Annotated in this window: 22 protein-coding genes; 12 read left to right on the top strand and 10 right to left on the bottom strand. The window is 58.7% G+C overall.

The features are described 5' to 3' along the window. Positions 1 to 145 precede the first annotated feature (145 nt). Positions 146 to 730 (top strand): 6,7-dimethyl-8-ribityllumazine synthase, encoded by a 585-nt coding sequence (gene ribH, locus NW840_RS12540; RefSeq protein WP_414330323.1) that lies wholly within the window; start codon positions 146 to 148, stop codon positions 728 to 730. On the opposite strand, the gene htpG is transcribed toward ribH, so the two are convergent. Next, complete coding sequence (htpG, locus tag NW840_RS12545) at positions 724 to 2583, bottom strand: molecular chaperone HtpG (protein WP_414344628.1); 1860 nt, start codon at positions 2581 to 2583, stop codon at positions 724 to 726. The genes ribH and htpG overlap by 7 nt on opposite strands. 107 nt (positions 2584 to 2690) lie before the next feature. Beyond that, positions 2691 to 4160 carry an LCP family protein gene (locus tag NW840_RS12550; protein WP_414344629.1) on the bottom strand — a complete coding sequence of 490 codons (1470 nt, stop codon included), beginning with the start codon at positions 4158 to 4160 and terminating at the stop codon, positions 2691 to 2693. Here NW840_RS12550 and NW840_RS12555 point away from each other — a divergent pair. The 4 genes from NW840_RS12555 (at position 4159) to NW840_RS12570 (ending at position 9443) form a co-directional block, all read left to right on the top strand. Further along, positions 4159 to 4908, top strand: coding sequence for a 4'-phosphopantetheinyl transferase family protein (locus NW840_RS12555; protein ID WP_414344630.1), 750 nt, complete (start codon positions 4159 to 4161; stop codon positions 4906 to 4908). The genes NW840_RS12550 and NW840_RS12555 overlap by 2 nt on opposite strands. 105 nt (positions 4909 to 5013) lie before the next feature. After that, entirely contained in the window at positions 5014 to 5463 is a 450-nt protein-coding gene (locus NW840_RS12560; RefSeq protein ID WP_414344631.1) for a plastocyanin/azurin family copper-binding protein, read from the top strand. 66 nt (positions 5464 to 5529) lie between these two features. Beyond that, complete coding sequence (locus NW840_RS12565) at positions 5530 to 8022, top strand: HD family phosphohydrolase (RefSeq protein ID WP_414344632.1); 2493 nt, start codon at positions 5530 to 5532, stop codon at positions 8020 to 8022. 284 nt (positions 8023 to 8306) lie between these two features. Continuing rightward, positions 8307 to 9443 carry a glycosyltransferase gene (locus NW840_RS12570; protein WP_414344634.1) on the top strand — a complete coding sequence of 379 codons (1137 nt, stop codon included), beginning with the start codon at positions 8307 to 8309 and terminating at the stop codon, positions 9441 to 9443. Positions 9444 to 9554: 111 nt separating this feature from the next. On the opposite strand, the gene NW840_RS12575 is transcribed toward NW840_RS12570, so the two are convergent. Then, positions 9555 to 11300: a peptidoglycan D,D-transpeptidase FtsI family protein gene (locus tag NW840_RS12575; RefSeq protein WP_414344635.1), complete on the bottom strand. Its 1746-nt coding sequence runs from the start codon at positions 11298 to 11300 to the stop codon at positions 9555 to 9557. Continuing rightward, positions 11249 to 11395 carry a hypothetical protein gene (locus NW840_RS12580; RefSeq protein WP_414344636.1) on the bottom strand — a complete coding sequence of 49 codons (147 nt, stop codon included), beginning with the start codon at positions 11393 to 11395 and terminating at the stop codon, positions 11249 to 11251. The genes NW840_RS12575 and NW840_RS12580 overlap by 52 nt, the downstream gene beginning before the upstream one ends. Before the next feature lie 582 nt (positions 11396 to 11977). Here NW840_RS12580 and NW840_RS12585 point away from each other — a divergent pair. Together NW840_RS12585 and NW840_RS12590 are read left to right on the top strand one after the other, a co-directional pair. After that, entirely contained in the window at positions 11978 to 12847 is an 870-nt protein-coding gene (locus tag NW840_RS12585; RefSeq protein ID WP_414344637.1) for a hypothetical protein, read from the top strand. Positions 12848 to 12916: 69 nt separating this feature from the next. After that, on the top strand, positions 12917 to 14503 hold the full coding sequence (locus NW840_RS12590; RefSeq protein ID WP_414344639.1) for an ArnT family glycosyltransferase: 1587 nt from the start codon (positions 12917 to 12919) through the stop codon (positions 14501 to 14503). A gap of 24 nt (positions 14504 to 14527) precedes the next feature. Here NW840_RS12590 and NW840_RS12595 read toward each other — a convergent pair whose 3' ends face one another. From NW840_RS12595 to NW840_RS12615, 5 genes are all read right to left on the bottom strand, one after another. Then, positions 14528 to 15892 carry a gluconeogenesis factor YvcK family protein gene (locus tag NW840_RS12595; RefSeq protein WP_414329013.1) on the bottom strand — a complete coding sequence of 455 codons (1365 nt, stop codon included), beginning with the start codon at positions 15890 to 15892 and terminating at the stop codon, positions 14528 to 14530. Beyond that, the gene (rapZ, locus tag NW840_RS12600) at positions 15885 to 16868 is read right to left on the bottom strand and encodes an RNase adapter RapZ (protein WP_414344640.1); all 984 of its coding nucleotides are present in this window, start codon (positions 16866 to 16868) and stop codon (positions 15885 to 15887) included. Before rapZ ends, NW840_RS12595 begins: the two co-directional genes overlap by 8 nt. A 102-nt stretch (positions 16869 to 16970) precedes the next feature. Continuing rightward, on the bottom strand, positions 16971 to 17675 hold the full coding sequence (gene nth, locus NW840_RS12605; protein WP_414344641.1) for an endonuclease III: 705 nt from the start codon (positions 17673 to 17675) through the stop codon (positions 16971 to 16973). A gap of 6 nt (positions 17676 to 17681) precedes the next feature. After that, entirely contained in the window at positions 17682 to 18779 is a 1098-nt protein-coding gene (gene rseP / locus NW840_RS12610; protein ID WP_414344642.1) for an RIP metalloprotease RseP, read from the bottom strand. 145 nt (positions 18780 to 18924) lie between these two features. Beyond that, complete coding sequence (locus NW840_RS12615) at positions 18925 to 19167, bottom strand: NifU family protein (RefSeq protein WP_011432622.1); 243 nt, start codon at positions 19165 to 19167, stop codon at positions 18925 to 18927. Positions 19168 to 19388: 221 nt separating this feature from the next. Between NW840_RS12615 and NW840_RS12620 the strand changes: the two genes are divergently transcribed. The 5 genes from NW840_RS12620 to sppA all read left to right on the top strand — a co-directional run bounded on the left by NW840_RS12620 (position 19389) and on the right by sppA (position 24927). Next, positions 19389 to 20522 (top strand): PIN/TRAM domain-containing protein, encoded by a 1134-nt coding sequence (locus NW840_RS12620; RefSeq protein WP_414344643.1) that lies wholly within the window; start codon positions 19389 to 19391, stop codon positions 20520 to 20522. Between the two features lie 44 nt (positions 20523 to 20566). Then, positions 20567 to 22312: a sensor histidine kinase gene (locus NW840_RS12625; protein ID WP_414344644.1), complete on the top strand. Its 1746-nt coding sequence runs from the start codon at positions 20567 to 20569 to the stop codon at positions 22310 to 22312. Positions 22313 to 22387: 75 nt separating this feature from the next. Beyond that, positions 22388 to 23236, top strand: coding sequence for a 16S rRNA (adenine(1518)-N(6)/adenine(1519)-N(6))-dimethyltransferase RsmA (gene rsmA, locus NW840_RS12630; RefSeq protein WP_414344646.1), 849 nt, complete (start codon positions 22388 to 22390; stop codon positions 23234 to 23236). 105 nt (positions 23237 to 23341) lie between these two features. Then, positions 23342 to 24046 (top strand): 3-oxoacyl-ACP reductase FabG, encoded by a 705-nt coding sequence (gene fabG, locus NW840_RS12635; protein WP_414344647.1) that lies wholly within the window; start codon positions 23342 to 23344, stop codon positions 24044 to 24046. Between the two features lie 74 nt (positions 24047 to 24120). Next, positions 24121 to 24927, top strand: a complete 807-nt coding sequence (sppA, locus tag NW840_RS12640; protein ID WP_011432617.1) for a signal peptide peptidase SppA — start codon at positions 24121 to 24123, stop codon at positions 24925 to 24927. Positions 24928 to 25016: 89 nt separating this feature from the next. On the opposite strand, the gene coaBC is transcribed toward sppA, so the two are convergent. Beyond that, on the bottom strand, positions 25017 to 26255 hold the full coding sequence (gene coaBC, locus NW840_RS12645; RefSeq protein ID WP_414344656.1) for a bifunctional phosphopantothenoylcysteine decarboxylase/phosphopantothenate--cysteine ligase CoaBC: 1239 nt from the start codon (positions 26253 to 26255) through the stop codon (positions 25017 to 25019). Positions 26256 to 26513: the final 258 nt, after the last annotated feature.

Below are 26513 nucleotides of genomic sequence, written 5' to 3' on the forward strand. Positions count from 1 at the left end.
GCTTGCCAACTGCAGGGCTACCGAAAGCCCGCCCTGTACTGCGAAGCAGTCAGGGTCGGGTAGTTTACTGAATTAGGATGGGAAAGCGTGGTTTTGCCGTGTCGGCCCGCTTGTTCTTCTCTTGGGTAGGTCTGGAGCAGCGCAGATGGCAGTTTACGAGGGCAATTTTGTTCAGACGGAGGATCTGCGTCTGGCCATTGTCATCGGTCGGTTTAACGACCTAATCACCGGCAAATTGTTAGAAGGGTGCCAGGACGCGCTGAAGCGGCATGGTGTGGATGTCGGCCCGGAGAGCAAGCAAGTGGACTACTACTGGGTGCCGGGCAGTTTTGAGGTGCCTTTGCTGGCCCACCAACTGGCCCAATCTCGCCGTTATGATGCCATCATCTGTCTGGGGGCAGTGATTCGCGGGCAAACTCCCCACTTCGACTATGTGGCAGCGGAGGTCTCCAAGGGCATTGCGGCGGCAGGATTTCGTACCGGAGTGCCGGTTATTTTCGGGATCATCACCGCCGATACCCTGCAGCAGGCTCTGGAGCGGGCCGGGGTCAAGAGCAACAAAGGTTGGGAATACGCCATGAGTGCCCTGGAGATGGCGACGCTGATGCGCCAAGTTGCCCCCGTGCTCCAAGGCAGCTACGGCCACAGCGGCAACGGGGCCGGATCCCGTCCGTCTCTGCCCGGTGGAGCGGAAGCCCTGCAGTCTACCCTGGACAGCGCTGCCTATTGAGGGCGGGTGAGGCGAGTCAGCACTTCGTTGGAGCGCTGCACAAAGGCCCGCGCGGCTGCCGGGTCAAAGCTTTTCTGGGTAATCAAAGCCAAATCGTAGATGTGATTGCAGATGAGGTGAACCAAGTCGGGATCCCGCCCCCGATCGGCAAGAGACTGCAGGTTTTGGATAAGGGGATGGGCCGTGTTCAGAACCAGCGTGTGCTCTTCCAGAAACTCCAGCGGCTTCTGCTGGATAACGGCGTTGAGCTCCTGTAGGCGCCGCAGCGTCTCCGGCAGCAAGATCATGGCCGGAACCGACTCTGATTTAAGAGCTTCTGCTTGGATCTGCAACTTGTCTTTGCCCAGGGCTTGTCGGAAGAGATCGATCAACTTTTGGCTGCGGGTTTTTTGCGTTACCGGATCCACAATTTCGGCGGCTTTGTCTTTATCCACCAGCGTTTCATCCAGCTCAGAGTCCACCCGCTTAAATTGGATCCCTTCTTCTTTGTATTCCCGCTCCAAAAAGCTGCTGAAGTGGCTGTCGATCCAGCTATCCAACATGATCACTTCCAGCCCTTGAGAGCGGTGGAGATCGATGTAGGCGCTCTGGGCCGCCTCATCGGTGGCGTAGTAAACTCGCTTGTTTTGCTTGTCGCGGGTGCGCTCCAGGTACGCTTTCAGGGTCACATATTCGGGTTTGTCAGCAGGGGATCCGGCCACTCGGAAAATGAGAATATCCTTGATCTGGGCAAAGAACTTGTCATTGTTCATCGCCCCAAACTTCATAAAGAGGCTGATGTCGGGCCAGACCTTGACGTATTTTTCGTAATCTTCCCTGTATAGTTCATTGAGACGATCCGCCACCTTTTTGGCAACGTGATCCCCAATGCGTCTTACGGTGCGGTCATTTTGCAAGAAGCTGCGAGAGACGTTGAGGGGAATATCCGGACTGTCGATGGCCCCCCGCAGAGGCAGGAGAAACTTGGGGATAACTTCCTCACAGTTATCTTGGACAAAGACTTGATTGCAGAACAGCTTGACTTGACCCTTGGTGGGATCAATATCCGGGCGCAACTTGGGGAAATAGAGGATCCCTTGCACGATGAAGGGATAGTCGGTGTTGATGTGTACCCAGAAGTGGGGATCCTCTTGGAAGGGGTAGAGGTAGCGATAAAACTCTAGGTAATCCTCATCTTTGAGTTCGGAAGGTGAAGTTCTCCACAGGGGCTTTTGCTTGTTGATCACTTCCCCGTTTAATTTGATGGGAACGGGGATGAAATCGCAGTATTTGCGAACCAATTCCCGAATGCGGCTTGGCTCCAGGTATTCTTCGTTTTCGGGGGTGATGTAAAGGGTAACGGTGGTGCCGATGCTGGAGCGCTCGGAATCGGAGAGGGTAAAAGTGGTGGTGCCGTCACAAGCCCACTTCACCGGCGTGCTGCCGGGCCGATAGGAGAGGGTGTCGATCTCCACCCGCTGCGACACCATAAAAGAGGAGTAGAATCCCAGACCAAAGTGGCCAATAATCGCCTGTTCTGCGTCTTTGCCCTTGTACTTTTGAATGAACTCTTCAGCGCTGGAAAAAGCCACCTGGTTGATGTATTTTTTCACTTCCTCGGCAGTCATGCCAATGCCGTTATCGGCCACCGCTAAGGTCTTGGCCTCCTTGTTGAGGGCAATCGTAATCTCCGGCTCTGGGAGATCTGCCACTTCGCCGGCAAGGCTGGCCATCTTCAGCTTGGTGATGGCATCAGCAGCATTGGAGATCAGCTCCCGCAAAAAGATCTCTCGATCCGAGTAGAGAGACTGCTTGATGATGGGAAAGATGTTCTCGGTGTGGATGGTGATGGATCCCTGTTCCAGCACGGTCATAGGTGGCTCAGCACTCAAACAAGCTCAGTGCTAATCTACAGAGACCGAAAAGTCCCCGACAAGCAGGCTCTTTTTCGGAAATCCGCACTCGCAACCGAACCGGCTCTCTAGAGCTGAGCGGCTCCGGGCGGAGCTTGGGCTTGGCCGTTCCCATCAGTGGTGCGGAGCGCTTCATCCAAAGCAAGTTGTTGGGCCCAATCCTGGCCGATCCGAATGGTGACGTCGGAGTTGAGAACGCCGGTGGACTCTACCCGCATCTCTCCTAGGCCGATGGCGGCGCGGATCTGTTTAGCCCCCTCCCGATCCCCGCTCTGGGCGAGGATCTCCGTTTGCTGCAGCACCTGGGTGCTGTCTTCCACAGCAAAAGCATGGACGTATCCTTGCCTCACCAATTCTTGCACCATACGGCGGGCCATCCCCGGCTCTCCGGTTGCGTTTTGCACGGCTATGCGCAGGCGGTGTGGAGGAATGCGGGCTACCTCTGCCTCCAGGCCAAAGTGGGAGACGGCCACCCGTCGGATCCCGGCTGGATCCGGCAGCCAGTAGCTGGTGGAAAATTCTCCCGGCTGGCTGAAGCGGCCCGGCAACAGCACCAGGTCGATGCGATCGCCCCCAGAGGTGAGGACAAACTTGGCCAAGCTCAGAACCTCTTCCCAGGTGAGGTTGGTATCGAGGTTGGTGCGGATAACCTGCAAAATCTTTGGGATCCGCGGCCAGACAGCAGGGGAGAGCAGTTCCCGGCTCAGGGCCCGCAGCAATTCCTGTTGCCGTTGCACCCGACCGATATCCCCCAATCCCAGGTGATCGCGGCGAAAGCGGGCAAAGTGGTGGGCTTGTTCCCCGTTGAGGCGTTGCCAGCCGGGTTCCAGGTGGATAAACAACTGCTGGGTGTGATCCACGTATTGCATCGGTTCCGGCACGTAGATTTCCACGCCGCCCACCGCGTCGATCAGCTCTTCCAGAGCATCGGTATTGAGGCGAATGTAGCGGTCAATCGGGATCCCACCCATCAAGTGGCTGACCACCTGGGCCGCCAGCGCCGGGCCCCCTGCCAAGTTGGCAGCATTGATCTTGGTCACGCCAAAGCCGGGCAAGCGCACACGAGTGTCGCGGGGGATGGACAAAACGGTAATCCGCCGCGCCTGGGGATCAAAGCGGGCCAAGAGAATGGTGTCGCTGCGGGTGTGGAAGCGATCTCGCTCTGTGGGCAAGGGCAGGGTGGGATCCGGGTTGTCTGTGCCGAGAATGAGGATATGCAACGAGCGATCCAGAGCCGCAGCCCGTAAGGCATCGGGACGGAAGGCTTCTTGTTCTGCAGGTGTGAGGGAAGTTGGGATCACCTGACGGGGCAACATCACGGCCAGGAGGGCACCGGCAGAACCCGCCAACACAGCCGTGAACCCCAACAACAGCCAGAGGATCCCCTGACGAATAGCCTGCTGACGAGCTGCGCGGACACGGTCAGGACGGGGGGGATAGTGGAAGGAGGGCATCAGGTCAGACCAGGCCTCGCGAGCGCGTACAGGAAAGGGTGTACTGTCTGGGTGGTGTTGCCAACTCCACCAATTCAAGGCCATGTTACCCTATCCTCAGTTTTCAGAGTTGTCTGGATCCAACTTCAGCGAGGTAGCAGTCGCCACAGGGGGATCCCTGCAGCCGTTGTCGGGAAAGTCAGAGGTGCATCTTTGGCTGCAGACAGTCCCCCCGTTGGAGAAGTTGCTCCCCCAGCTCGGCCTTCTTTCCCCTGAAGAATGTCGGCGGGCAGAGCGTTTACAACTGCCGGCAGATCGGCGCCGCTTTCTGGCCGGTCGTCTTGGGTTGCGGAGCTTGCTTAGCCGCTACAGCGGCATTCCGCCCCAGGGGATCCCCCTCGACCACAGTTCTACCGGCAAACCCTACTGGCGGGATCCACCCCTACCGCTGCAGTTCAACCTCAGCCACTCCCACGAGCGCGTCCTGATCGGCCTGAGATGGCAATACCGCATTGGAGTGGATCTGGAATGGGTTCGGCCTGTGCTCCGCTGGCAGCGCATCGCCCAACGCTATTTTTCGGCTGCTGAGCAGGGCCGTTTGGCCAGCTGTCCAGCTCCAGAGCGGGATGCCCTTTTCTTTCAAATGTGGACACAAAAGGAGGCGCTCCTGAAGGGAACAGGCAGGGGTCTGGCCGGCTCCAGAGCTTTGGACGGGGACTCTTGCTGGGTAACCCTACCCCTTCGGGTTGCCGGTGGCTACGCCGCTGCGGTAGCCCTTGAAATGAGGGGCGAAATACCCGAAGACGGAGGGGAAGCCCTAACTGTGCGGCTCTACACGGATGTAGAGGGCTAGACAGCCGCAGCGGCAAAATCTCTCCACCCACCGCTCGAGCTGCTATCTTGAGTTTCCAAGCTACTCCCCTCAGCGGGAGAGAGTTTTTGATTCCATGGTGTTGCCATGTTAAGCAGGTTCTGTCGTTTCCTGGTGTTGGGAATTTGGCTATCGGTTCTCATGATTGGGATCCCTGGCCTGGCGCAGGCGCGGGATCTCTCCAGACAAACGCCGCAGGAGAAGGTTATTGAGTTGGGTACTGCCGACAATCAGTTGGTGTTTGTGCCCAAGGAACTGTCTTTTCGCAACGGCAGCCTCTACCGTCTCCGCCTGAGCAACCCCAGCCAATTGAAACATTATTTCAGCGCCAAAGATTTTGCCGATGCCGTTTGGACCCGTAAGTTGGAAGTGGCCGGTGTGGAAATCAAGGGCCAGATCCGAGAACTGGAGCTGAAGCCAGGCGCTTCGGTGGAGTGGCAATTTATTCCTCTGAAATCTGGGGTCTATTCTCTGGTTTGCACCATCCCCGGCCACGCTGAGGCGGGCATGATTGGGCAGATTACCATCGGCGATTGAGATCCTCTTCCTGGGCTACCCGGCCAAAAGGGGATAGAAAAGAGAAAGACGCTGCCAGGCCAATCCATGAAAAACCCGCTCACGCCCAAAGCCCTTCGCGCCACCGACGCGAACGCGGAACACTGGACTCGGCGACGCCAGGCAGCTTCCCCTCGAAAGAGCAGGCCCCCCCTTTCGGAGCGGATTGCCGGCTATGCCCTCGCGCTTCTCTCCCTCACTGCCGTCCACGGGATCCGCTACTACAACGAACCACAACTGACCGTCGGCAGCCGCTCCCCGCAGACGTTTCTCGCCCCTGCTGCGGCGGAGATCGAAGATGTGGAGGCTACCCAGGCCCGACAAGCTGAGGCGCGACGGCGGGTGGTTCAGGCCCTCAAAATCAACAGCACCGCCAACGACAGCATGCGGCAAAACCTGGAGGGTCTCCTGGCTGAGGTGGAGGCCATCCGCCAAGAGGCAGGTTCTCTGCCCTATGTTTCTGTCCAGTTGCTGTCTCTGCCAACGCAGATCTACCTGCGCCAGCTTTCCCCAGAGGAGTGGGAACTCCTTCAGGCTCGCGCCCGACAAGAGGCCATCCGCGGAGCCACCCCATCTCCTTTGGAAGAGCTTTCTTCGGGGCGACCGGAGCAGCTTCCTCCGGAGCAGCGGGCCAAGCAAGAGCTTGTCGAGGTTTGGCAGCGGGTCTGGTTGGACGGATCGGCCACCCAGATGGCGGCGACGGATCCCTATACCCAGTTGATTGCCCAGGTGGAAGCGGCGCAGCAGCGCTATCGGGCAGCTTTGCCGGCTCTGGAGCAGCTCACCCCCCCTGTTCCGGCCACCGTTCTCAATTTGGCAGATGCGGATTGGCAGCATTTGCAAACCTTGAGCCGGCGGGTCTTGGAGCGCCTGCAGAAGATAGGGATTGTGGATGGCCTGCCCCGCGAAGTTCGCGCCGAAGGGATCCAAGCCCAACTGGACGATTTGATTTTTCCGGGCAGCGCCGCCCAACGACAGGAGTTGCAAGGGCTGGTCTATCAGTGGCTGCAGCAGGTGCTCATTCCCAATGTGGAGGTGGATCCCCAGCGCACCGAGCAGCGCATCCGCGCCGAGCTGGAAAAAGTCGAGCCGGTTCTGATCTCGGTTGCCGAGAACCAGGTGATCGTGCGAGCAGATCAGCTCATCACTCCCGAAATTTTTCTCATCTTGGACCACTTTGGGCTTACCCAGCGCGGGATCAACGTCTGGGGCTTGGTGGGGGTGGCCGGCGTGATGGGCCTGGGCCTGGCTGTCTTTGTGCCTCTGCAGCAACGCTTGCGGCCAGGGTTGCGCCGCCGGGATCGAGTGTTGATCCTCATGGTTTCCCTGACCGCTCCCCTGTTGGCGGCCTTGTTCAAGCTGGAGTTCAGCTCCTTGCCGGCGGTGGGGCTGTTGCTGGGCAGTTTTTACGGGGCAGGGCTGGGCCTGGTGGTGGTGGTGGGCCAGGCGTTGTTTTTGCCCTTGGTCTCCTCTGCCAACCTGCTCACCCTTGTACCCTTGCTCTCCGGCAGCGTGGTGGCCTCTGCCTTGGCCGGGCGTTCCCGTTCCCGCGAAGAGCTGGCCTTGTTGGGAGGAGGAGCGGCAGCGGTGCAGATGCTGGCCTACGGGGCGGTTAGCTTGGCCACCACCGGTGGCATCGACCTGTTGGCCATGGCTTTGGCAGGGGGAACCAGCTTGGGATGGAGCATTGTTGCCCTGGGAGCCAGCCCCTACCTGGAGCGCCTATTTGACTTAGCCACCCCCATTCGTCTGATCGAGTTGAGCAATCCCAATCGCACGCTGCTGCGGCGGCTGGCTGCAGAGGCCCCCGGCACCTTCCAGCACACTCTGCTTGTGGCCACTTTGGCAGAACGGGCTGCCCAGAAGCTGAACCTCAACGTGGAGCTGGTGCGCACCGGCACTCTTTACCACGACATCGGCAAGATGCTGCAGGCCCGCTACTTCATCGAGAACCAGATGGGCAGCCTCAACCCCCACACCCAACTGGACGATCCCTATCGCAGTGCTCAGATTATCAAGGCCCACGTCAGCGATGGCTTGCGCCTGGCCAAGCAATATAATCTGCCTACCGCCGTCCAGGCGTTTATCCCTGAGCACCAGGGGACGATCCTGATTGCCTATTTCTACCATCAAGCCCAGATGAAAGCCGGGGGTCAGCCCGTACCCGAAGAGCCGTTCCGCTACGATGGCCCGATCCCCCAGAGCAAGGAGACGGGGGTGGTGATGATGGCCGATGCCTGTGAAGCCGCCCTGCGCAGCATGACTCTGAGCGATGGCTTCGGTCCCGATGTGGTCGAGCGGGCAAAAGCTGTTGTCCGCAAAATTGCCCAGGCCCGTTGGCAAGATGGCCAGTTGGTTGATAGTGGGCTGACGCTGGAGGATTTGGAGGTGGTGGCAGACGCTTTCGTGGAGGTCTGGCGGGAATCCAACCACGAGCGCATTCCTTATCCCAGTTTCACCCCTGCCCCCTCGCTGCCTGAGACTCCTTCTGCTCAGGCCCAGATCCCGGTGTCGATGAGCCACTCCACGGGATCCCCTTAGCCAGGTGACCTCTCCCGTTCGCGTCAGTGAGACGGAGTCCTCAGAAGCTAAGTAGGTGGAGAAAGGTCTAGCCCTGCGGCTCATCGATCAGTACGATAGGGGATCGTTCTGTGGATCCAATGTGAACCAAGGCAGTCCTAGGATTTGCAGCCCTAGGCGGAGGATTTTTGTTTTATTGTTTTTGGATGGCCTGCTGAATGCTTCATGGAGCTCCTACTTCCTCTGGCGATCCCAAAGCTTCTGCAGCTCCTTTTCAGATTCCACCTCTGTCTCAGTCCAGCCCTGTGCAACTTTCGCTGGTCATTCCCACCTACAACGAAGCCTCTAGCATTGGCAGCTTGGTCAGACAATTGTGTGCCCACCTAGACACGATTCTGCCTGGAAGCTATGAGTTGATTGTGGTGGATGACAATAGCCCCGATTACACTGCCAAAGTGGCCCAAGGATTGCAAAAAGAATTCCCTCAACTGCAAGTCATTTGTCGCCACCACGAACGAGGCCTGGCCACTGCCGTGCTGCGGGGATGGCAGGCTGCCCGCGGCGAGGTGCTGGGGGTTATGGATGGGGATTTGCAGCATCCGCCGGAGATTGTCCTCAAATTGTGGCCGCTCATCCAGAAAGGGGCAGATTTGGTGGTGGGCAGCCGCTATGCACCATCGGGAGGGGTGAGCCACTGGAGCCTGGGCCGGCGCATTGTCTCCCGCGGGGCCCAATGGATTGGGCTGGTTCTGCTGCCGGGAGTTTTCAGCCGTGTTTCCGATCCGTTGAGCGGACTGTTCCTGGTCAGACGCCAGTCTATTGCCGGGATCCCGCTCAACCCCAAGGGTTACAAGCTGCTGATCGAGGTGCTGGCGCGGGGCCGGGTGAAAACCATTGCTGAAGTCGGCTACATCTTTCAGGAGCGCCAAAAGGGGGAGAGCAAAATCCAACTGCAAACTTGTCTCCAATATCTCCACCACCTGATGGTGCTGCGCTTTTCGCTAGGGCAGGTGGGATCCTTTTTGCGCTTCAGCACGGTCGGCCTGTCGGGCACCTTGGTGGACATGGCTTTGCTCTATGTGTTGCACGATCCCGCCAACTTGGGATGGGATCTCATAACCAGTAAGCTGGTTGCTTCGGAGGTGGCCATTCTCAATAACTTCCTCTGGAACGACCTGTGGACTTTTCGCCATGTGACCCGCTTGCAGCCGGGGCCCTGGAATCGCCTGAAGCGGTTGGCGAAGTTTAACGTTATCTGCTTAATTGGCTTGGTTCTCAACACTTCACTGGTGACCTTGCTGAGCGAGCGCTTGGGCATTCATTATTTGTTGGCCAACTTAATTGCCATCGGTATTGTTGTATTCTGGAACTTCTACCTCAACTCCAAGCTGAGCTGGAGGAGTGCAGAGGTTAAGTCGGACTCTGTGGGTGGCCAGTCTTGAGTATGGCTTTTTCCAGGAAGAGCCAATCCGGAGGTATGGGCATTTCGCTCATTTCCTCACTGTCTGGGCCCCCTTTGGCATCCACCTTCGCCCCTTGTTCCTATGGCTGCGCTAAGTAGAGTTGGGGCGGATCCCCTCTAGGGCGATGATCTCCTGGATCACCGAGCGAACAACGGGAGCAGCCGTCGTCGAGCCGAAAGCATCTTCCCCCTGCGGCTCGTCGATCACCGCCAAGATCACGTAATTCGGGCGAATGGCCGGGAAATAGCCCACAAAACTGGTGATGCGCTTGCCGGGCAAATAGCCCCCCCGTGGCCCGGCTTTCTGGGCAGTGCCGGTTTTGCCAGCGATCTCATACCCCTCGATCTTGGCCGATTGCCCCGTGCCAAAGTCCACCACATCCCGCATTTGGATACGCACTGCCAGCGTGGCTTGCTCGGATAGTACCCGCACCGGCTGCGGCTGCGGGGATCCCCAAACCAGAGTATCCGTATCCTTTTCCACCAAGCCTCGCACCACATGGGGCTGTACTTTCAGTCCGCCATTGGCAATGATGCAGTGCATGGCAGCCAACTGTAGAGGAGTGAGGGCCAGCCCCTGGCCGAAAGCGACAGTGGCCCGCTCCACCGGCACCGTAACAAACTGTCGCAGCGGTTTCAAACGGCTGGCCGGCTCAAAGGGCAAATCCACGCCACTGCGCTCGTTGAACCCCAGCCGCACCAAGGCATTGTAGTACTGGCGGGGATCCAGCTTGCGCATCAGGTGTACCATGCCCACATTGCTGGATTGCCGCAGGATATCCGTGACGCTCATCCAGCCATGGGCCCCTCGTTGGTGGTAGTCGTAATTTTGAATGGGCCACTGACCGATGAGAATCCGACCCTCGTCATAGACCCGTTCATCTGCTGTAAAGGCTCCAGCATCCAACCCAATGGCAATGTTGATGGGCTTGAAGGTGGATCCCGGCTCATACAAATCCGTTACCGCCCAGTTGCGAAAAAGACCGGGGTCATACTCAAAGTAGCGGTTGGGATCGTAGGTGGGCTCGCTCACCAGCGCCAGGATTTCCCCTGTCTGGGGCTGGAGGACAATCACCGTGCCCCGCAGGGCTCGAAACCGCTCCAGTTGCACTTTCAGGGCAGCGCGGGCAGCTCTTTGCAGGCGCATATCTAGGGTAAGTTGCAGCACCGTCTCGCCAGATTGCAGCAGCCCTTCCGGCACCTCGGCAGCCAACAGTCGTCCGTAGCCATCGCGAGGAATAGTAACAGGTTGAACGGTACGCTCCAGCAGCTCTTGTCGGGAATATTCGACTCCTGCTTGGCCCTGATGATCCAGATCTACATAGCCTACCACCTCAGCGGCCATCTCTTTTTGGGGGTAAACGCGTTGCCGCTCGCTCACCAGCTCCAGGCCATCCAGATGCAGAGCCTGAATTTGATCTGCCACCTCCTGGGATACCCAGCGCTCCACCCGCACTGCCTGATTGGCCGATAGCCGCTGCGCCAGTTGCTCTACTGGACGCCGCAACAGGGGAGCAAGAGCGGTGGCCATTTCCTCTGGAGTGCGTTTGCCAAAGAGGCGGGGATGGGCCCAGAGAGTATAGACGGGGCGATCTACGGCCAGCAATTCTGCCTGCTGCTTGGCAATAGAATGACGATCCACAATTGAGCGACGAGGAATGAAAGGTCTTAGCTGGGCTCGCTGCTGGGCTTCGGCTCGCTGCTGCAATAGGGGTGCCTGTTGATGTTGCAAATAAACCAGACGTGCTCCTGTTACAAATAGGGCGATGATCAAAGCCAGTCCGGTCATGCCGGCGCGAAAGTCAAGCTGGCGGGCCGTCGGGATCCGCTCCCCCAAGAGCCATCCCAGCGCTGTTCCCCACTGCCTAGAGCTTCGCGGTGAAGGGATCCAAGAACCTCTGCGTCGGCGCCGTTGAGCAAGTTGCCGGCCATTTTGCCTTGTCTCCAGAGATTTCGGCACAGGCCGCCCTACCCTAGCCCTAGGTCTGCCTTCCATTGCAATCCTCACATGAGCACCACCGCTAGTTTGGCGCTCATCCCACTGTTATGCCACCCCACAGCTTCTGGGAAAGACCTTGGGATCCCGAAAAGCAGCCCAAGAAATTTTAGAGGTGTTGGAGATAATTTAAGTGTTGGAGATAACTTAATTAATGCCTCAGAACATGAATTAGGTGCGGGCAAATCCTCAGACTTTTCGCACTTGGATCCACAGTTTTAAATCACATTCAAAAGAAACTGGGAAGACATGAAAAACCTAACTCACTTGCGTACATTCAACAGCTCAAACCTTTAACTTGCTTGATTTATTTAAAACCTCTTCCCGGCGCCTCGTGCAGTCAGCCACTCAATTTCCGCTCCTGGTTGGAGAGAGGGGAAGTTGAATACAGCACAGCGAAAACCGGAGGACTTACTGCTTTTCATAATTTTTTAAACGCTTCGTATTCTCGGAAACAGACGACCGGCAGACTAGCAAGCCATAATCTAAACAAATCCAGCTTTCTCGGAGTTAAGTCTATGAAATGCGTGGAGGAGAGCCACAACAAGCGCGTGTACCAAGAGTCTTCTGTAGGTTTCCTTGGGTCTCTTGCTACTTTTGTTTTTATCTGTTTCTTTGCGTTCATCCCTTTTATGGCTTTATCTTCGATCTGGTCTTCCCAGGGTGAGCGCCGTTTCACTTGTTTTCGAGTTGACCAGTCTACGGTTAATTGTGAAGTGTCTTTCCAGCCGTTTCTACCTTTGCCGAGCCAAACTACACTTCACATAGATGTAAGAGGAGCTGCAGTCAAAACTGAAATTGTGGAGGATGACGACGGAGAAAGGACTGAGCGCTACTATGTCACGCTGGAAAAGCCTACAGGGGAAACTCCAGCCTGGTTGGCCTTTGGTGAAAGTGAAGCTCAGGAATTGGCAAGGCGCGTTGATTCTTTTGTGAACAGTACAGAGAGTCGGCTCTTGATAGATATCGATAGATTTCACTTACTGGAGTTAGTGTTTGCGATCTTGTATTCTCTCCTTCCAGGGCTATTTCTGGCTCTACTTCTTTGGGTAGGAGCTCTCATGCTGAAGGTGTCTTTTTGGTGTCGCCGTCTAACGTTTGACCGCTCTAGGTACCAAATCCAAGAGGAGCACCTTACTCCTTTTGGGTCGCTAGGGCGGAAAACTTATTCCTTTGGAGATGTACAGCAGATTTTGGTTCAGGCCAAAAGGAATTTTGTTGAATTCTTTTCGGTAGAAGTGAAATTGCAATCGCGGAAACCTTTGCTGTCAGTCTGCTACACTGATAAGGAACCAGAGGCGCGGGCAGAGGCCGAGAAGCTAGGTCAACTTTTGGGGCGTCCGGTCATTTTGCTGGAGACAAAAAAATCGGATTGCTCAGATTGCTAGAGGGACGTAGCCCCGAGAGGTATTCAAGGTAAGTTAGATCTGTCCATCTGCCCATAGGGATCCCCTCCATTGCCTAGAGCGGTTTGGCTAATCCTGGGGTTGGGCTTGTTCATGCGGGGCCTGGTGGCTGCCCTTTTGCCGCCGGGCTTTGACGAAGCCTACTACTACCTCTACACCCGCCATCTGGATTGGAGCTATTTTGACCATCCGCCGCTGGTGGCCTGGACAACGGGCTTGGGGCCTGCCTTGACCGGCCAGGTGTCGGCTTTTTCTATTCGACTGGGATCCCTGCTGCTGTATTGTGGCTCTTCCCTATTCCTCTACTACACCGGAGCGCGCCTTTTCTCTGTTCGGGCGGGACTGATCAGCTTGGCGGCCATCAGCATCGCACCCATCCTTTGGATTGGGTTTGGGGTGCTGACCCTGCCGGATAGTCCGCTGGTCTTTTTTACGGCAGCAACCCTATGGGTGGCCAGCCAGGAGTTTTTCCCGGTGCCTTTGGGGCAGGGGAAATTGGGAGTCTATGGGGCGGCTCGCTATCGGCCAGGGCCTAGGCTAGCACTCACAGGTCTCTTGGTGGGGCTGGCCTGCTTGGGGAAGTACCACGGCTTGGCTTTGGGGTTCGGCCTGGTACTCTTTTGTCTGCTCAGCCCAGTTCATCGCTGTGCCTTGAGGTCGGGCTGGACGGTGCTGGCGGTGCTGGGTTTTGTGCTGGCCTTCAGCCCGGTGCTGATCTGGAACGCCCAGCAGGATTGGGTCTCCTTTCGCTTTCAGGCGGGCCGGGCGGTGCCGGAGGCAGGGTATCAACTGCAAGCGCTGGGGCTGACGATCCTTTCTGAAATCTTTTACCTGTTCCCCAGCTTGGGGATCCCTTTGGGGTGGGCGAGTTTGGCAGGGACGGGTCGGGTGGCCCTGCAGATTCTCCGCGGGATGCGGCTGACGGATGAAGAGCTCAAGCACCTTTTAATCCTGGCCTGTGGATTACCGCTGGTGTTGGCCTTTACCTTGATGGGAGGCTACCGGCCCATCTTGCCCACCTGGCCCATGCCGGGGTTTTGGGTGCTGACGCTGCTGCTGGGATCCTTCTGGGAACGGTGGCCGGGAGCGAAGCGAACCTTAGTGGGGACGGCGGTGATGGTCAGCTTGGTGGTGGGGGTGGGGCTGGCCCATGTGCGCTATGGCCTGCTGCAGGCTCCTGGCGGGCTGGGCCTGTGGCCCGTGGAGCAGGATCCCTCTACTCAGCTCATTGAAATTGAGCAGTTGCGGCAGCGCTTTCGGACGGATCCCCGCCTGGCTCAGGCCCTTGAGGAGGCAGAGTTCGTTTTTACCAATGCCTATTTTTTGGGCGGTCAGATCGCCATGGCCCTGGCTCCGCTGACGGACAAGCCTCTGACCTGCCTGGATGCAGATTTGCGGGGCTTTGCCTTTTGGTCGCAGCCGCAGGACTGGCTGGGGCAGGATGGGCTGCTCATCACTTCCAAGTTGTTCCAGCCGAGGGCAGGGATCCCAGCCACCTATGGCGACTACTTTGCCCAAATCGAGCCTGTGGCCGAGGTTCCCCTGGTGCGGGCAGGGGCGGTGGCGCAAACCTTTCAGGTGTACCTGGCTCGACAGATGCGCAAGCCCTATCCCCGCCCTTATTCCCGCCTGCAATAACAGCAGAGGACATCCTGGGCAAAGCTAGAGGGGGCGATGTCTGTCGAACCAGCGCATCAGCATTGCAGCCAAGCGTTCGGGGTTGTGGCGCACCAAGCCGGTCTCTGGATCCTCTTGCATGACGTTAGCCAAAACGGCGCGGCAGCCCAGGTAAGCCAGTTTGTCGGGATCCAACACCACAAACTCAGAACCGCTGCGGCGGTAATGCTCCAAAGCACGTGGGGAGGGTGGCTCCCGCTGCACCAGCACGCCGTCAAATAGGCGCACTCCTGCCACCCGATCCAGAGCCATGACGTGATCCCCAACAGTATAGCCGTCGGTTTCCCCCGGCTCGGTCATGATGTTGCAGACGTAGATGTGGGGGGCCATATTTTTGGCCAGAGCTTCCACAATTTCCGGTACCAACAGGTTAGGGATGATGCTGGTGTAGAGGCTACCCGGCCCCAGCACCACAAACTCTGCCGCCTCAATAGCCTCGATGACTTCCGGTAGGGCGGGAGGGTTGGGGGGGTCACAGCCGATTCGGCAAATGCGTCCTCCGGCTTTGGCAATGTTGGACTCTCCCACCACGCGGCGGCCATCGCTCAGCTCCGCCCAGAGGGTAACATCCGCCAGGGTGGCCGGCAGCACCCGCCCCTGAATGGCCAAGACTTGCGAGGTGGCAGTGATGGCCCGAATCAAGTCGCCGCCGGTTACCGCGGTGAGGGCAGTGATGAACAAATTGCCGAAGCTGTGGCCGCTCAACCCTTCCCCCGACTGGAAGCGATATTGAAACAGCTCGGTGAGCAGCTTTTCTTCGTTGGCCAGAGCAGTGAGGCAGTTGCGGATATCGCCAGGGGGCAAAACGCCGATCTCCCGCCGCAGACGCCCTGAGGATCCCCCGTCATCGGCCACCGTGACAATGGCTGTGATGTTGGAGCTGTAGCGCTTCAGACCCCGCAGCAGGTTGGAGAGGCCGGTGCCGCCCCCCAGTACCACAATGCGGGGACCACGGCTGAGACGCCGCCGCGACAACAGCTTATCCACCAGCGCTTCATCTCCCTCGGGGATCAGCACATCCTCGATGGAGCGCATGGCGCTGCGAAACCCCAGCACCACCATCATCAGCCCGATCCCGGTCACCAGGGGGCCACTGATGTTGTTCGGGATCCAAGTGGTGATCAGGCGCAGGGTGATGTCGATCAGCCGTTTTAAGCGAAAGATGGGGGTCAACTCCGTCCAGATGGCAATGCCCAGCACCATCAGCAGCACGCCCCCAACCGCCAGGCTCAGCCAGCGTTTAACGGCTAAACCGGGAAAGAGCCATTTCCAGCCACTTCCCGGCCAAGCAGCCTTGCGGCGGCGAATGCCCCAAGCGGCGGACTTGTTGCTGGGCAGGGGCTTAGGCATGGGAAGGTGCAGGAACGCCGGCCAAAGGGATCCTAACCTGTTGCTGGGCAACGCCGGCTTCGCCGGGCGCCGGGCCAAAGCGGGCTTCCAGCTCCCGCTGAGAGTCGAGCAGATGGCGATGCTGAACCTGAACATTCAGGTCGGGAAGAACGTGGTTGCCGGCAGGGACAGTCCAAGGCTGCAAATCCTGGGCCAGGCGCTCCACCAGGGCCACCGAGCGGTGCTGACCGCCGGTACAGCCGATAGCCAAAGTCAGGTGGGGGCGACGCTCTGCGCGGTAGTGGGGCCAAAACGCTTTGATCAGGGACAAGATGTGCTGGTAGGTGGATTGTGTGATGGGATCCGCAAACAAGAACTCCTGCAGCAGGGGATCCTGCCCGGTAAGGCGGCGCAGATGGGGCTGAAAGAAGGGGTTGGGCAAAAAGCGCACATCGAACAGCAAGTTGGCATCGGGGGGAACGCCGTATTTGAAACCGAAGCTGACCAGCCTTAGGTTGAGGGGCTGGGGGATCCCTTGCACCAAAGCTTGCAATTGCTGCCGCAGTTGCTGGGCATTGAGGTCGGAGGTATCCAACCAGTGGGTGCAGCGTTCCCGCACCGGGGCCAGAGCCAGCCGCTCTTGCTCAATGGCCTCCAACAAACCGGCAGCTTCCCCGTAGGGATGGGGACGGCGGTGGGCGCTGAGACGGTTGAGCAACACTGGGGAGCGGGCCTCCAAGAATAGGAAAGGGATCCCTTGCGATTGCACCCAAGCAGCCAGGGTGGGAACTTGATCCCGGTACTCCTGGGCGTGGAGATTCAAGCTGATGGCCAAAGCAGCGTGATGGGTCCGCATCGCCTCAACCAAGGGGATCACCTGGGCAGGCGGGATCCCTTCTAGGCCGGTGTACCCCAGTTGTTCCAACTGCTGGATGGCCAAAGTTTTCCCGGCTCCCGTCAGGCCGGCAATGACCAGAACGGGGGGCGCGACTGACATGGGTTTATCCTGCATGGAGCTTATTCTAGGGCGAGAGGCGGCCAAAACAAGCGCCGGAAGAATGGGGGGCTCAGCCACGCGGGGCGCCTAGAAACCATCCTCTCAGGCCGGCGAGGCTTTTGTAGCTTTTTTATCCATTTTCTCATCCGGTGCCGCCGGTCTCAGGAGGGGAGCGCTGGGGCAGAGATCCGCCAAAAAACATTGCTGGCACAGAGGCCTGCGGGCAGTGCAGATGGCCCGCCCGTGGTCGATCAGACGGATAGACCAGTTCTCCCAATCCGCCTGCGGCAACAACTGCATCAGATCCTTTTCGATGCGCACAGGATCCTCGTGCTCAGTGAGGCCGAGGCGGCGGCTGAGGCGCTTGACATGGGTATCGACGGTAACCCCGGCATGGATGCCAAAAGCATGGGCCAGCACCACGTTGGCCGTCTTACGGGCCACACCGGGTAGGGTGAGCAGCTCCGGCATGGTGCGGGGCACTTGACCACCGAAATCGCTCAAGATCTTGCGGCAGGCTTCCTGAATGTGCTTGGCCTTGTTGCGATAGAAGCCGGTGGAATGGATGAGAGCCTCGATCTCCTCTCGCGGCGCTGTCGCCAGGGCCTGGGCATCCGGGAAGCGACGAAACAGCTCCGGCGTTACCTGATTCACCCGCTCATCCGTACACTGAGCGGAGAGGATGGTTGCCACCAAAAGTTGCAGCGGCGTCCGGTAGTGGAGGGCACAGGTGGAGTTGGGGTAGTGGCGCTTCAGCCGAAGCAGGATCTCCAAAGCTCGCTGGCGCAGGGCCCGTTTGCTGGCCATCTTCCCCTAGCCTGACCCGGTCACAATGGCGAGGGTGTCTTTGAAGATCAGCACCACCCCCAATCCCAGTAACAACACCAAGCCCGTCTGCATCACCCGCTCCTCCAGATGCTTGGGCAGCCGTTTGCCGCGGATCGCCTCCAGGATCAAAAAGGCAATGTGTCCCCCGTCCAAGGCAGGCAGGGGCAACAGGTTGAGAAAGGCCAGGTTAATGCTAATCAAAGCGGTGAAATTAAACAGGCTGGCGGCGTCATCGCGGGCCAGATCCGCCCCAATCTTGACGATCCCCACCGGGCCGGAGACCTGAGCAGCCGTGCTTTGGAAATTCTGAACCAACTGCTGCAGGCCGTTCAGATTGAGCATCACCACCCGCTGGTAGGCATTTCCCGCCTCCGTGAGGATCTCAGCCACACTCTGAGGGGGACGCAAGGTCACCTCCTGGTGGGGGGCCAAGGTCACTCCAATGGCCACCGTCTCTCCCCGCACCTCTGGGATCACCGTCAATTGCAGGGGATCCCCTTCCCCACGCTGCACCTCCAGGGGAATGGGCCGGTTCTCGCTGCTGCGGATCAGCACCTGAAAATCGTTCAGAGCTGCCAAGGCCGCCGTCTCGTCGGCAATCCCCCTGTAATCGCGATCGGCTGCCTGCAACACCACATCCCCTGCCTTCAGGCCGGCCCGCTCCGCCGGGCTATCGGGCATCACCTGAGGGATGAGAATGCCGGGATGGAGGCGCGTTACCGAGGGGATCCCCACCGAGGCGAACATCAACACCAGCACCAGATAGGCGAAGAGCAGGTTGGCCATCACCCCCGCACTCATCACCACCAGGCGATCCAGCACGGGGCGGTTTTTCAGCAGATCCGGGTCGTCGGGGGGGTAGGGAGAATGTTCATCTTCGTCAGGAAAGCCCACGTAGCCCCCCAGCGGCAGGGCGCGAATGGCGTACTCTGTCTCCTTGCCCTGGTATCGCCACAACACCGGGCCAAACCCCAGCGAGAAGCGGTTGACGTGGATCCCTTGGAGTTTGGCTGCCGCAAAATGGCCTGCCTCATGCACCAGGATCAGCAGGGCGAGAATGGCGATGGAGAGGAGAACAGACATGCGCTAGCTCTGAAGAAGGCACAGAAGAAAGAAGTGGGGAGCAGAGAGCCACCCGAGGCTATTTATCGAGGCTATTTATCAAGGCACATAATCCAACACATGATAAAGAACCCTAAAGGAATCTCACAAAAACCTACAGGGCCTCTCAGAATACCTGCTCCACTTCTAAAATGTCGGGGATGCTTTCCCGCAACTTGCGCTCAATGCCCATCTTCAAAGTCATGGTTGAGCTGGGGCAGGCTCCACAGGCCCCTTGCAGGCGCAGCTTGACCACCGGGCCATCGATTTCCACCAGTTCCACATTGCCCCCATCGGCCATCAAGTAAGGACGCAGCTCGTTCAGGACTTTCTCGACGTTCTCGGTATTGAGTTCCAGTGCTTGTGCCATGGTTGCTTTTAGCCTCGTTGAGATTTGGATTGTAGCGGTTTCTCCACAGATCCCTCAAGTCGGCAAGGGATCGCTATGATTTCAGCATAGTCTGAATCCTTCTGGGGGAGGGCTGGCTTGGTTGTCCGGATCCCTCCAACACCAGACGACTAGAATGAGAAGGAAGCAGATTTGCCTATTCCCAGCAGCATCACCCACTCAGCAGGGCCGTCTTTTTTCTTATGCTAGACGCTTTACTGATCGCGATCTTCATGTTGGCCGGGGCTGGTCTCGGGTTTTACGGCCTGGATTTGCTCCCTCCTGCCGCCATTCAGGGGGCCAATGTGGAAGGAGCCCGTGTCGTCACCAGCGGCTTTGGCGTGCTGGCAGGGCTGGCTTTGGGATCCCTGGTGCGCTGGAGCTACCGTCGCTTTGAGGCCAATGTGCGCTCCTTGCCGCCGGACGTGTTGATCAGCCGCTCGGTGGGGTTGGTGATCGGCTTGGTGATCGCCAATCTGGCCATGGCTCCTGTGTACTTGCTGCCCTTGCCTCCCCAACTCAACAGGTTCCTCGAGCCACTGGCTTCGGTCTTTTTCAGCTTGGCCTTTGCCTATCTGGGGGTCAGCCTGGCCGATACCCACGGCCCCTCGCTGCTGCGGCTGTTTAACCCCAACTATGCTTTGCAGGCAGCCCTCTGGGCGGAGGGCAATGTGGTGGCTGCCACGGCCAAGGTTTTGGACACCAGCTCCATCATCGATGGCCGAGTGGCTCAGTTAATCGAGACAGGTTTTTTGGAAGGAACCCTGGTGGTTCCTCGCTTTGTGCTGACGGAATTGCAAACCATCGCCGACAAGGCCGATGCCCAAAAACGAGAGCGGGGCCGCAAAGGCTTGGATACGCTGCAGGCTCTACGAGAAGCCTACCCCGATCGTTTCGTTATTCACGAAGCCAACTATCCGGATCTGAGCACTGTGGACGAAAAGCTGGTGCGCCTCACCCAAACCGTGGGGGGAGCGCTGCTTACCACCGATTACAACCTGAAGAAGGTGGCGGCTCTGCAGGGGGTCAAGGTGCTGAATGTGAATGAGTTGGCCGAGGCGCTGCGGCCCATCTATGTTGCCGGCGACAGCTTTGATATCAAGATCACCCGCGAAGGAAAAGAGCCAGGTCAAGGGGTAGGCTACTTGGAAGACGGCACCATGGTGGTGGTGGAAGAAGGGCAGCGCTCTGTGGGCAAAACCCGCTCTGTGGTTGTGACCAGCGCCATTCAAACCTCAGCAGGCCGCATGATCTTCGCCCGCCTCAACAAGGACTCTGCCCCACTAACCCGCCCGGCCTCTGATCCGGCCAGCCCGGCTTCCTCTGGAAAAACCTGAGTTTTGGCCTACGTTCCCCTAGCGCAATGGTGGCTTCATCCCAAATGGGCGCCCTCCGACCCACTCCGATGTTCTACACGCAGGATCGCCAGAGGCGCTTCTGGAGTTTTTACTGGGAAGATGCCGAGAAATATGGCATCCACCCTCAGCACATCGTGAGCGGACAGCAAATCTGGGAGGTGGCCAACGCTGGAGAGTACGAAGCCAAGCTCAACCAGGTCTTTGCAAGCGGGGATCCCCTCTCCTACGAATGTCAGGTGCTCTCGCCCCGCTACAAGTTGCATCTGCATCTTTCTCTCAACCCTGTACGGGACATGGAAGGGGAGGTGGTGGCGGTTGCGGCAGTGGGCAAGTTGCTGGGGGCTACGCCTTTTGCGTTGGCCGGAGGAACCAGCAGCCCCAACAGCCAGCCCCATGCTCTCCCGGCCGATCCGGTACAGGGGATCACGACGCAGTTGGTGCGCAACATCCGGCATTCCCTGGATATCCGGCAACTGTGCCAGCAGACCGTGGAGCAGTTGGGGCAACTGTTTGAGGTAGATCGCTGCCTGATGGCCCTCTACGAGGTGGGGCAAGACTCCCTCACGGTCAATGCCGAGTACCGCCGCCATCCTGGGGATCCCTCCCTGCTCCACCAGACTCTGAAGCTGGCAGATTACCCCCATTTGTTGCAGGCCCTCAGACAGGAAGAACCGGTGGAGGCGGGGCGACATCTGGCCATTGCCATGTCTTACCAGGGCTACGCCAACAGCCTGCTCTGGCTGGAAGTATTGGATCCGAACAGGGTTCCTGTTTGGCAGCCAAGCCACATTCAGGTACTCCAGAGCATTGCCACCTACCTGGGCGCAGCCATTGCCCACGCCATTTTGCTGGATCAAAGTCGCCAACTGGCAACCCGCTTGCAGTTAGCCAACCAAACTCTGCGCCAGAAAAATAAGGAGCTGGAGCAGGCCCGTGCCCAAGCGGAATCGGCCAACCAACTGAAAAGCCAATTCCTAGCCAACACCTCCCACGAGCTGCGCACCCCTCTCAACGGGATCATCGGCTTTATCAAGCTGGTGCTGGACGGGATGGCCGAAAACCGCGAAGAGGAGCTGGACTTTTTGCAAGAGGCCTATCGCTCTGCCCTGCACCTGCTGGCCCTAATCAACGATGTGCTGGATATCGCCAAGATCGAGGCGGGCAAAATGCAGTTGGAGTTCCAGCCCTGCGACCTGCGAGCCTTGTTTAAGGATGTGGAGGCCAAGACTAGCCTGCAGGCCAGCCAGAAGGGCCTACAACTGAGCTTTCACTTGCCCAACACTGCAGATCAGATTTTGCTCTTGGGAGATTATCAGCGTCTGTTGCAGGTGATGCTCAATTTGGTGGGGAATGCCATCAAGTTTACCCCCAAGGGCTCGGTAACCGTGCGGGCGGATATCCTGCCCGGCAACCCGGGTTTGGCCCGCATCCGCGTCATCGACACCGGGATCGGGGTATCGCTGGAAAAGCAGCAGAAGCTGTTTCAGGCTTTCACGCAGGTGGATGGTTCCACCACCCGCCAATATGGAGGAACCGGCTTGGGCCTGGCCATCAGCCAACGCCTGGTGGAGGCGATGGGAGGGGAGATCAATTTCTACAGCTTGGGCGAAGGGCTGGGATCCACCGTCACCTTTACGGTGCCCCTCTACCGCAAGCCGCTCCTGAGCGGGGATCCGAACCCAGAGGCGCTCCCTGCTCAACCCGCCCGAGATAGACCTGAGGATGCGGATCCCACCTTGATTTCTGTTCCCAACTCAGTCCAGCGATGACCCACCCGGCCATTTCTCCTTCAACCGCTCTGGGTACCTCTCGGTTGCGGCGCAGCACTGCGCGAACATTCCCCCATGCCCTATCCTCGTAAACGGTTTGGTCAGCATTGGCTCAAGGATCCCGCTGTTCACGAGGCGATTGTGCGGGCTGCCCAGTTGAATGATCTGGAGAGAGGGGCGGATCCCACTTGGGTGCTGGAGATCGGCCCCGGCACCGGCCAACTGACGCGGCGATTGCTGGCCCAGGGTGTCCAGGTGGTGGCGGTGGAGATCGACCGGGATCTGTGCCGACTGCTGCAAAAACGGTTCGCCGGCCAACCCCGTTTTCACCTGCTGGAGGGAGATTTTCTCCGCCTGCCGCTGCCTCCTCAACCCCGCCTGCTGGTGGCCAATATCCCCTACAACCTGACCGGCCCCATTTTGGAAAAGGTGCTCGGATCCCCGGCCCAGCCGGTTCGGCAGTTCGAGCGCATTGTCCTTCTGGTGCAAAAAGAGCTGGCCGAGCGCTTGCAGGCCGGCCCCGGCAGCAAAGCCTATGGTGCTCTGAGCCTGCGGACGCAGTATTTGGCCGATTGCGAGCTGATCTGCAGGGTGCCCCCCACCGCTTTCAAGCCCGCCCCCAAGGTGGAATCTGCTGTGATTCGCCTCACCCCCCGCCCCGCCCCCACCCCCGTCCGGGATCCCTGCTGGTTTAACCACCTCCTTCGACAGGGGTTCTCCACCCGCCGCAAGAAGCTCGTCAATGCCCTGGGAAGCTTGGTGGAGCGAGAAGCGGTTGCAGCAGCTTTGGCTCAGCTCCGCCTCAACCCCGATGCCCGCGCCGAAGAGCTGGCCCTGCCCCACTGGCTGGCCTTGAGCGACCTGCTGCTGGAGAAAGCGCCCAAAAGGGCTGTTGTTCTTCAAGAGGGGCAGGAACCGGGGTAGGGTGAGAGAGGGAAGCTCAGTTGGACGAACCCAAACATCCTCTGGGGTTTTTGAAGTCCCTTCCCGATCTTGTTCTGGATCCCTTTCGCCAATGCAGGTGCATCCATGCAAAGCAACCAAGGCAAGCAAATCCTCTTGACCGGCGGCACAGGCGGGCTGGGTTTGGGGGTGGTTCCCGTGGTGCTGGCCAGCGGAGCAGAGCTGACCTTGACCTATCGACAAGAAAAAGATCTCACCATTTTGCGGGAGCGCCTGCCGGCCAATGCTCTGGATCGGGTTCGCTTTGTGCAAGTGGATTTAACAGATGAGGCGGCGGTTGCCCGCGTCATTGCCGACCTACCCCGCGTGGATGGGCTGATCCACCTGGTGGGGGGCTTTGCCATGGGCCCCACCCACGAGTACAGCTTGGCGGACTGGTATCGCGACTTCGACCTCAACCTCACCACCACATTCCTGACCTGCAAGCACAGCCTGCGCAGAATGTGGCAACAGGGCTATGGGAGGATTGTAACGGTGGGATCCCGAGGAGCGGTGGAGCCGGGCCCGCAATTGGCCGCCTACTGCGCTTCCAAAGCAGGGGTGGTGGCCCTGACCCGTACCATTGCCGCCGAAACCAAAGGCACAGACATCACAGCCAACGTCATCCTGCCCAGCCTCATCGACACGCCGGCCAACCGAGCTGCCATGGGATCCGAGCAAGCCGAGCTGTGGGTCAAGCCAGAGTCCATCGGGCAGGTGATCGCCTTTTTGGTCTCAGAAGCAGCGCGGGATCTGCGAGGGGCGGTGATCCCGGTGTATGGCAACGTATAGGCAACTGGTTGACCAAGCCATGAGCCGCCATTCATGATACAGAATATGCACTTATCCCTATCCAGTTCTTTTCCATGCTGAAGCGATTATTCTTGGGTGGCTTGCGCCGGCAAATCGGCCGCATTGAGGTGGCAGGGGCCATTGATGGCAAAACTCGCGAGCGGGTTCTCAAGGCCCTGAAAGAGGTGGAAGAAAACCAGATCCCTGCTGTGGTGCTGCGCATCGACAGTCCAGGCGGGACGGTGGCCGACTCCCAAGAAATCTACAATGCCCTCTTGCGTTTGCGGGAGAAAAAGGGCACCCGTATTGTCGCCAGCTTTGGCAACATTGCCGCCTCTGGGGGGGTTTATATTGCCATGGGAGCCGAAAAAATTGTCGCCAACCCAGGAACGATCACCGGTAGCATTGGCGTGATCATTCGAGGCAATAATATCGAACGCCTCCTGGATAAGGTGGGGATTTCATTTAAGGTAATTAAGTCTGGCCCCTACAAAGATATTCTCTCGTTTGATCGCGAGCTGACCCCAGAAGAGCGAAACATCCTGCAAGAATTGATCGACATTACCTACGGCCAGTTTGTGCAGACGGTTGCCGCTGCCCGCAAGTTAAGTTTGAATGTGGTCAAAACTTTTGCCGATGGTCGCATTTTCAGCGGAGAGCAGGCCCTTCACTTGGGTGTGGTGGATCGCTTGGGCACAGAGGAAGATGCCCGCCTTTGGGCGGCAGAGCTGGCCGGTTTGCCGACGGATGCGAAGTTCTACGACCTGCTCCCCCGGCGCAGAGGTTGGTCTCGATTTCTGCCGGCAGCAGAAGCCTTGGCCCGTCTGCAGTTTGAAGTGAGCACCTCGGGCTTGCCCCTGTGGCTTTACACAGGTTCTTGAGGCAGTTCGCGAACAGCTATTCCGGGAAGTTTAGCGTTCTGTACCGCACAGCCCCCACCCCCGGCCCCTCTTCCAGAGGGAGAGGGAGTTTAACTAAAGTAGCCCAACTCCAATTGCCGGGCCAGATCCAGCAGCCGGTGGGCCAGGGTTGGCTTGGTTGCCAATGGGATCCGCTCTGGACTTCCCTGCTGGGGGATCCAATAGCCTTGGTTGTGGCTGCTGCCAAAGCCGCTATCCGGTTGGTCGATGGGGTTGGCCACAATAGCATCCAGGCCCTTCTGGCGGAGCTTCTCTCTGGCCGGTGGCAAGGGATCCCCACTTTGGGCGGCAAAGCCGATGAGGCGTTGGCCAGGGCGTTTGTGGCGGGCCAGAGCTGCCAGCAGGTCAGGGATCGGCTCCAACGGCAACATCTGGGGTAGATCGGCTTTGGGCAGCTTCCCCGCGTAAACCTGAGAGGGGCGCACATCCCCCACAGCAGCAGCCATCCACAAGAGATCCGCCTGGGGAAATTCCGCCTGCAAAGCCGCCTCCAGTTGGGCTGCCGTCTCCACCGGAATGGCCCGAATGGCGAAGGGCGCTGGATCAAAGGGGATCCCCAACGGCCCATGGACCAGCGTCACTGTCGCCCCCCGGCAGGCTGCCGCCACCGCCAGCGCCACTCCCATCCGACCACTGGCCGGGTTGCCGATAAAACGCACCGCGTCGATGGGCTCCCGTGTACCCCCCGCCGTCACCAACACCCGCTTGCCCTGCCAATCTTTTTTCCCCCCTGTCCAGAGCAAAGCCCGCACATACTCCTGCAGCGCCTCCGGCTCCAACATGCGCCCTTCCCCCACCGCATCACAGGCCAGGCGGCCACTGGCCGTCGGCAAGGCCCAAAAACGGGGATCCTGGTGTAGCCGCTGCCAATTCTCGGCCACCTTCTCCGCCTTCCACATCTGCGTATTCATAGCCGGTGCCACCGCCACCGGACACCGGGAAGCCAAAACCACATTGGTGAGCAAGTTATCCGCCAGCCCATGAGCCAACTTGCCCAAGGTGTTGGCCGACAAGGGTGCAATGAGGAGAGCCTCCGCCCATTCCCCCAACTCGATGTGCAGCGGTCGTCCTCGTGTTGCTTGCCAAAAGGCGGCATCCGTAAAAGCCGGCTGGCGGGACAAGGTGGCAAAAGTCAAAGGAGAAATAAAATGTTCCGCAGCTTTTGTCAAAACCACCTTGAGCTCTGCTCCCTGCTGCACCAGAGCAGACACCAAAGCTGCCGTTTTGTAAGCAGCAATCCCCCCGCTCACCCCAATGAGGAGACGCCGCCCCGACCAAAAGGGATCCATATTGAGTGACACGCAAACAGCCTTGTTTCCAGTTTCCCTGCTTTTGCTCAATTCCGGCGGCAAAGCGGGGATCCCTCGCCCAAAGATACTTTGACTTGGACGGATGACCCTGTCGAGAATAGGGCCTGAGAGCCTATCATTCCCCATTTCAGCCAAAGTCTCCCCCATAGGTTCTGGCCTTCAGAGGGAATTCCCCACTGCTGTTTTGCGCAACCAGCCCTCAGATCCCATTGCAGTCGCTCACTCATTCCCTCTAAT

Source organism: Synechococcus sp. R5-13 (assembly GCF_047462015.1).
GTDB lineage: Bacteria > Cyanobacteriota > Cyanobacteriia > Thermostichales > Thermostichaceae > Thermostichus.

Bases quoted from the DNA above. Each gene is read 5' to 3' on its own strand.
- NW840_RS12585 (WP_414344637.1), top strand. From the start codon at position 11,978: ATGAAATGCGTGGAGGAGAGCCACAACAAGCGCGTGTACCAAGAGTCT.
- htpG (WP_414344628.1), bottom strand. From the start codon at position 2,583: ATGACCGTGCTGGAACAGGGATCCATCACCATCCACACCGAGAACATC.
- NW840_RS12580 (WP_414344636.1), bottom strand. From the start codon at position 11,395: ATGGCCGGCAACTTGCTCAACGGCGCCGACGCAGAGGTTCTTGGATCC.
- sppA (WP_011432617.1), top strand. From the start codon at position 24,121: ATGCTGAAGCGATTATTCTTGGGTGGCTTGCGCCGGCAAATCGGCCGC.
- nth (WP_414344641.1), bottom strand. From the start codon at position 17,675: ATGGCCAGCAAACGGGCCCTGCGCCAGCGAGCTTTGGAGATCCTGCTT.
- NW840_RS12620 (WP_414344643.1), top strand. From the start codon at position 19,389: ATGCTAGACGCTTTACTGATCGCGATCTTCATGTTGGCCGGGGCTGGT.
- ribH (WP_414330323.1), top strand. From the start codon at position 146: ATGGCAGTTTACGAGGGCAATTTTGTTCAGACGGAGGATCTGCGTCTG.
- NW840_RS12555 (WP_414344630.1), top strand. From the start codon at position 4,159: ATGTTACCCTATCCTCAGTTTTCAGAGTTGTCTGGATCCAACTTCAGC.
- rapZ (WP_414344640.1), bottom strand. From the start codon at position 16,868: ATGTCAGTCGCGCCCCCCGTTCTGGTCATTGCCGGCCTGACGGGAGCC.
- NW840_RS12565 (WP_414344632.1), top strand. From the start codon at position 5,530: ATGAAAAACCCGCTCACGCCCAAAGCCCTTCGCGCCACCGACGCGAAC.
- NW840_RS12550 (WP_414344629.1), bottom strand. From the start codon at position 4,160: ATGGCCTTGAATTGGTGGAGTTGGCAACACCACCCAGACAGTACACCC.
- NW840_RS12595 (WP_414329013.1), bottom strand. From the start codon at position 15,892: ATGCCTAAGCCCCTGCCCAGCAACAAGTCCGCCGCTTGGGGCATTCGC.
- NW840_RS12615 (WP_011432622.1), bottom strand. From the start codon at position 19,167: ATGGCACAAGCACTGGAACTCAATACCGAGAACGTCGAGAAAGTCCTG.
- fabG (WP_414344647.1), top strand. From the start codon at position 23,342: ATGCAAAGCAACCAAGGCAAGCAAATCCTCTTGACCGGCGGCACAGGC.
- rseP (WP_414344642.1), bottom strand. From the start codon at position 18,779: ATGTCTGTTCTCCTCTCCATCGCCATTCTCGCCCTGCTGATCCTGGTG.
- NW840_RS12560 (WP_414344631.1), top strand. From the start codon at position 5,014: ATGTTAAGCAGGTTCTGTCGTTTCCTGGTGTTGGGAATTTGGCTATCG.
- NW840_RS12625 (WP_414344644.1), top strand. From the start codon at position 20,567: ATGGGCGCCCTCCGACCCACTCCGATGTTCTACACGCAGGATCGCCAG.
- rsmA (WP_414344646.1), top strand. From the start codon at position 22,388: ATGCCCTATCCTCGTAAACGGTTTGGTCAGCATTGGCTCAAGGATCCC.
- coaBC (WP_414344656.1), bottom strand. From the start codon at position 26,255: ATGGATCCCTTTTGGTCGGGGCGGCGTCTCCTCATTGGGGTGAGCGGG.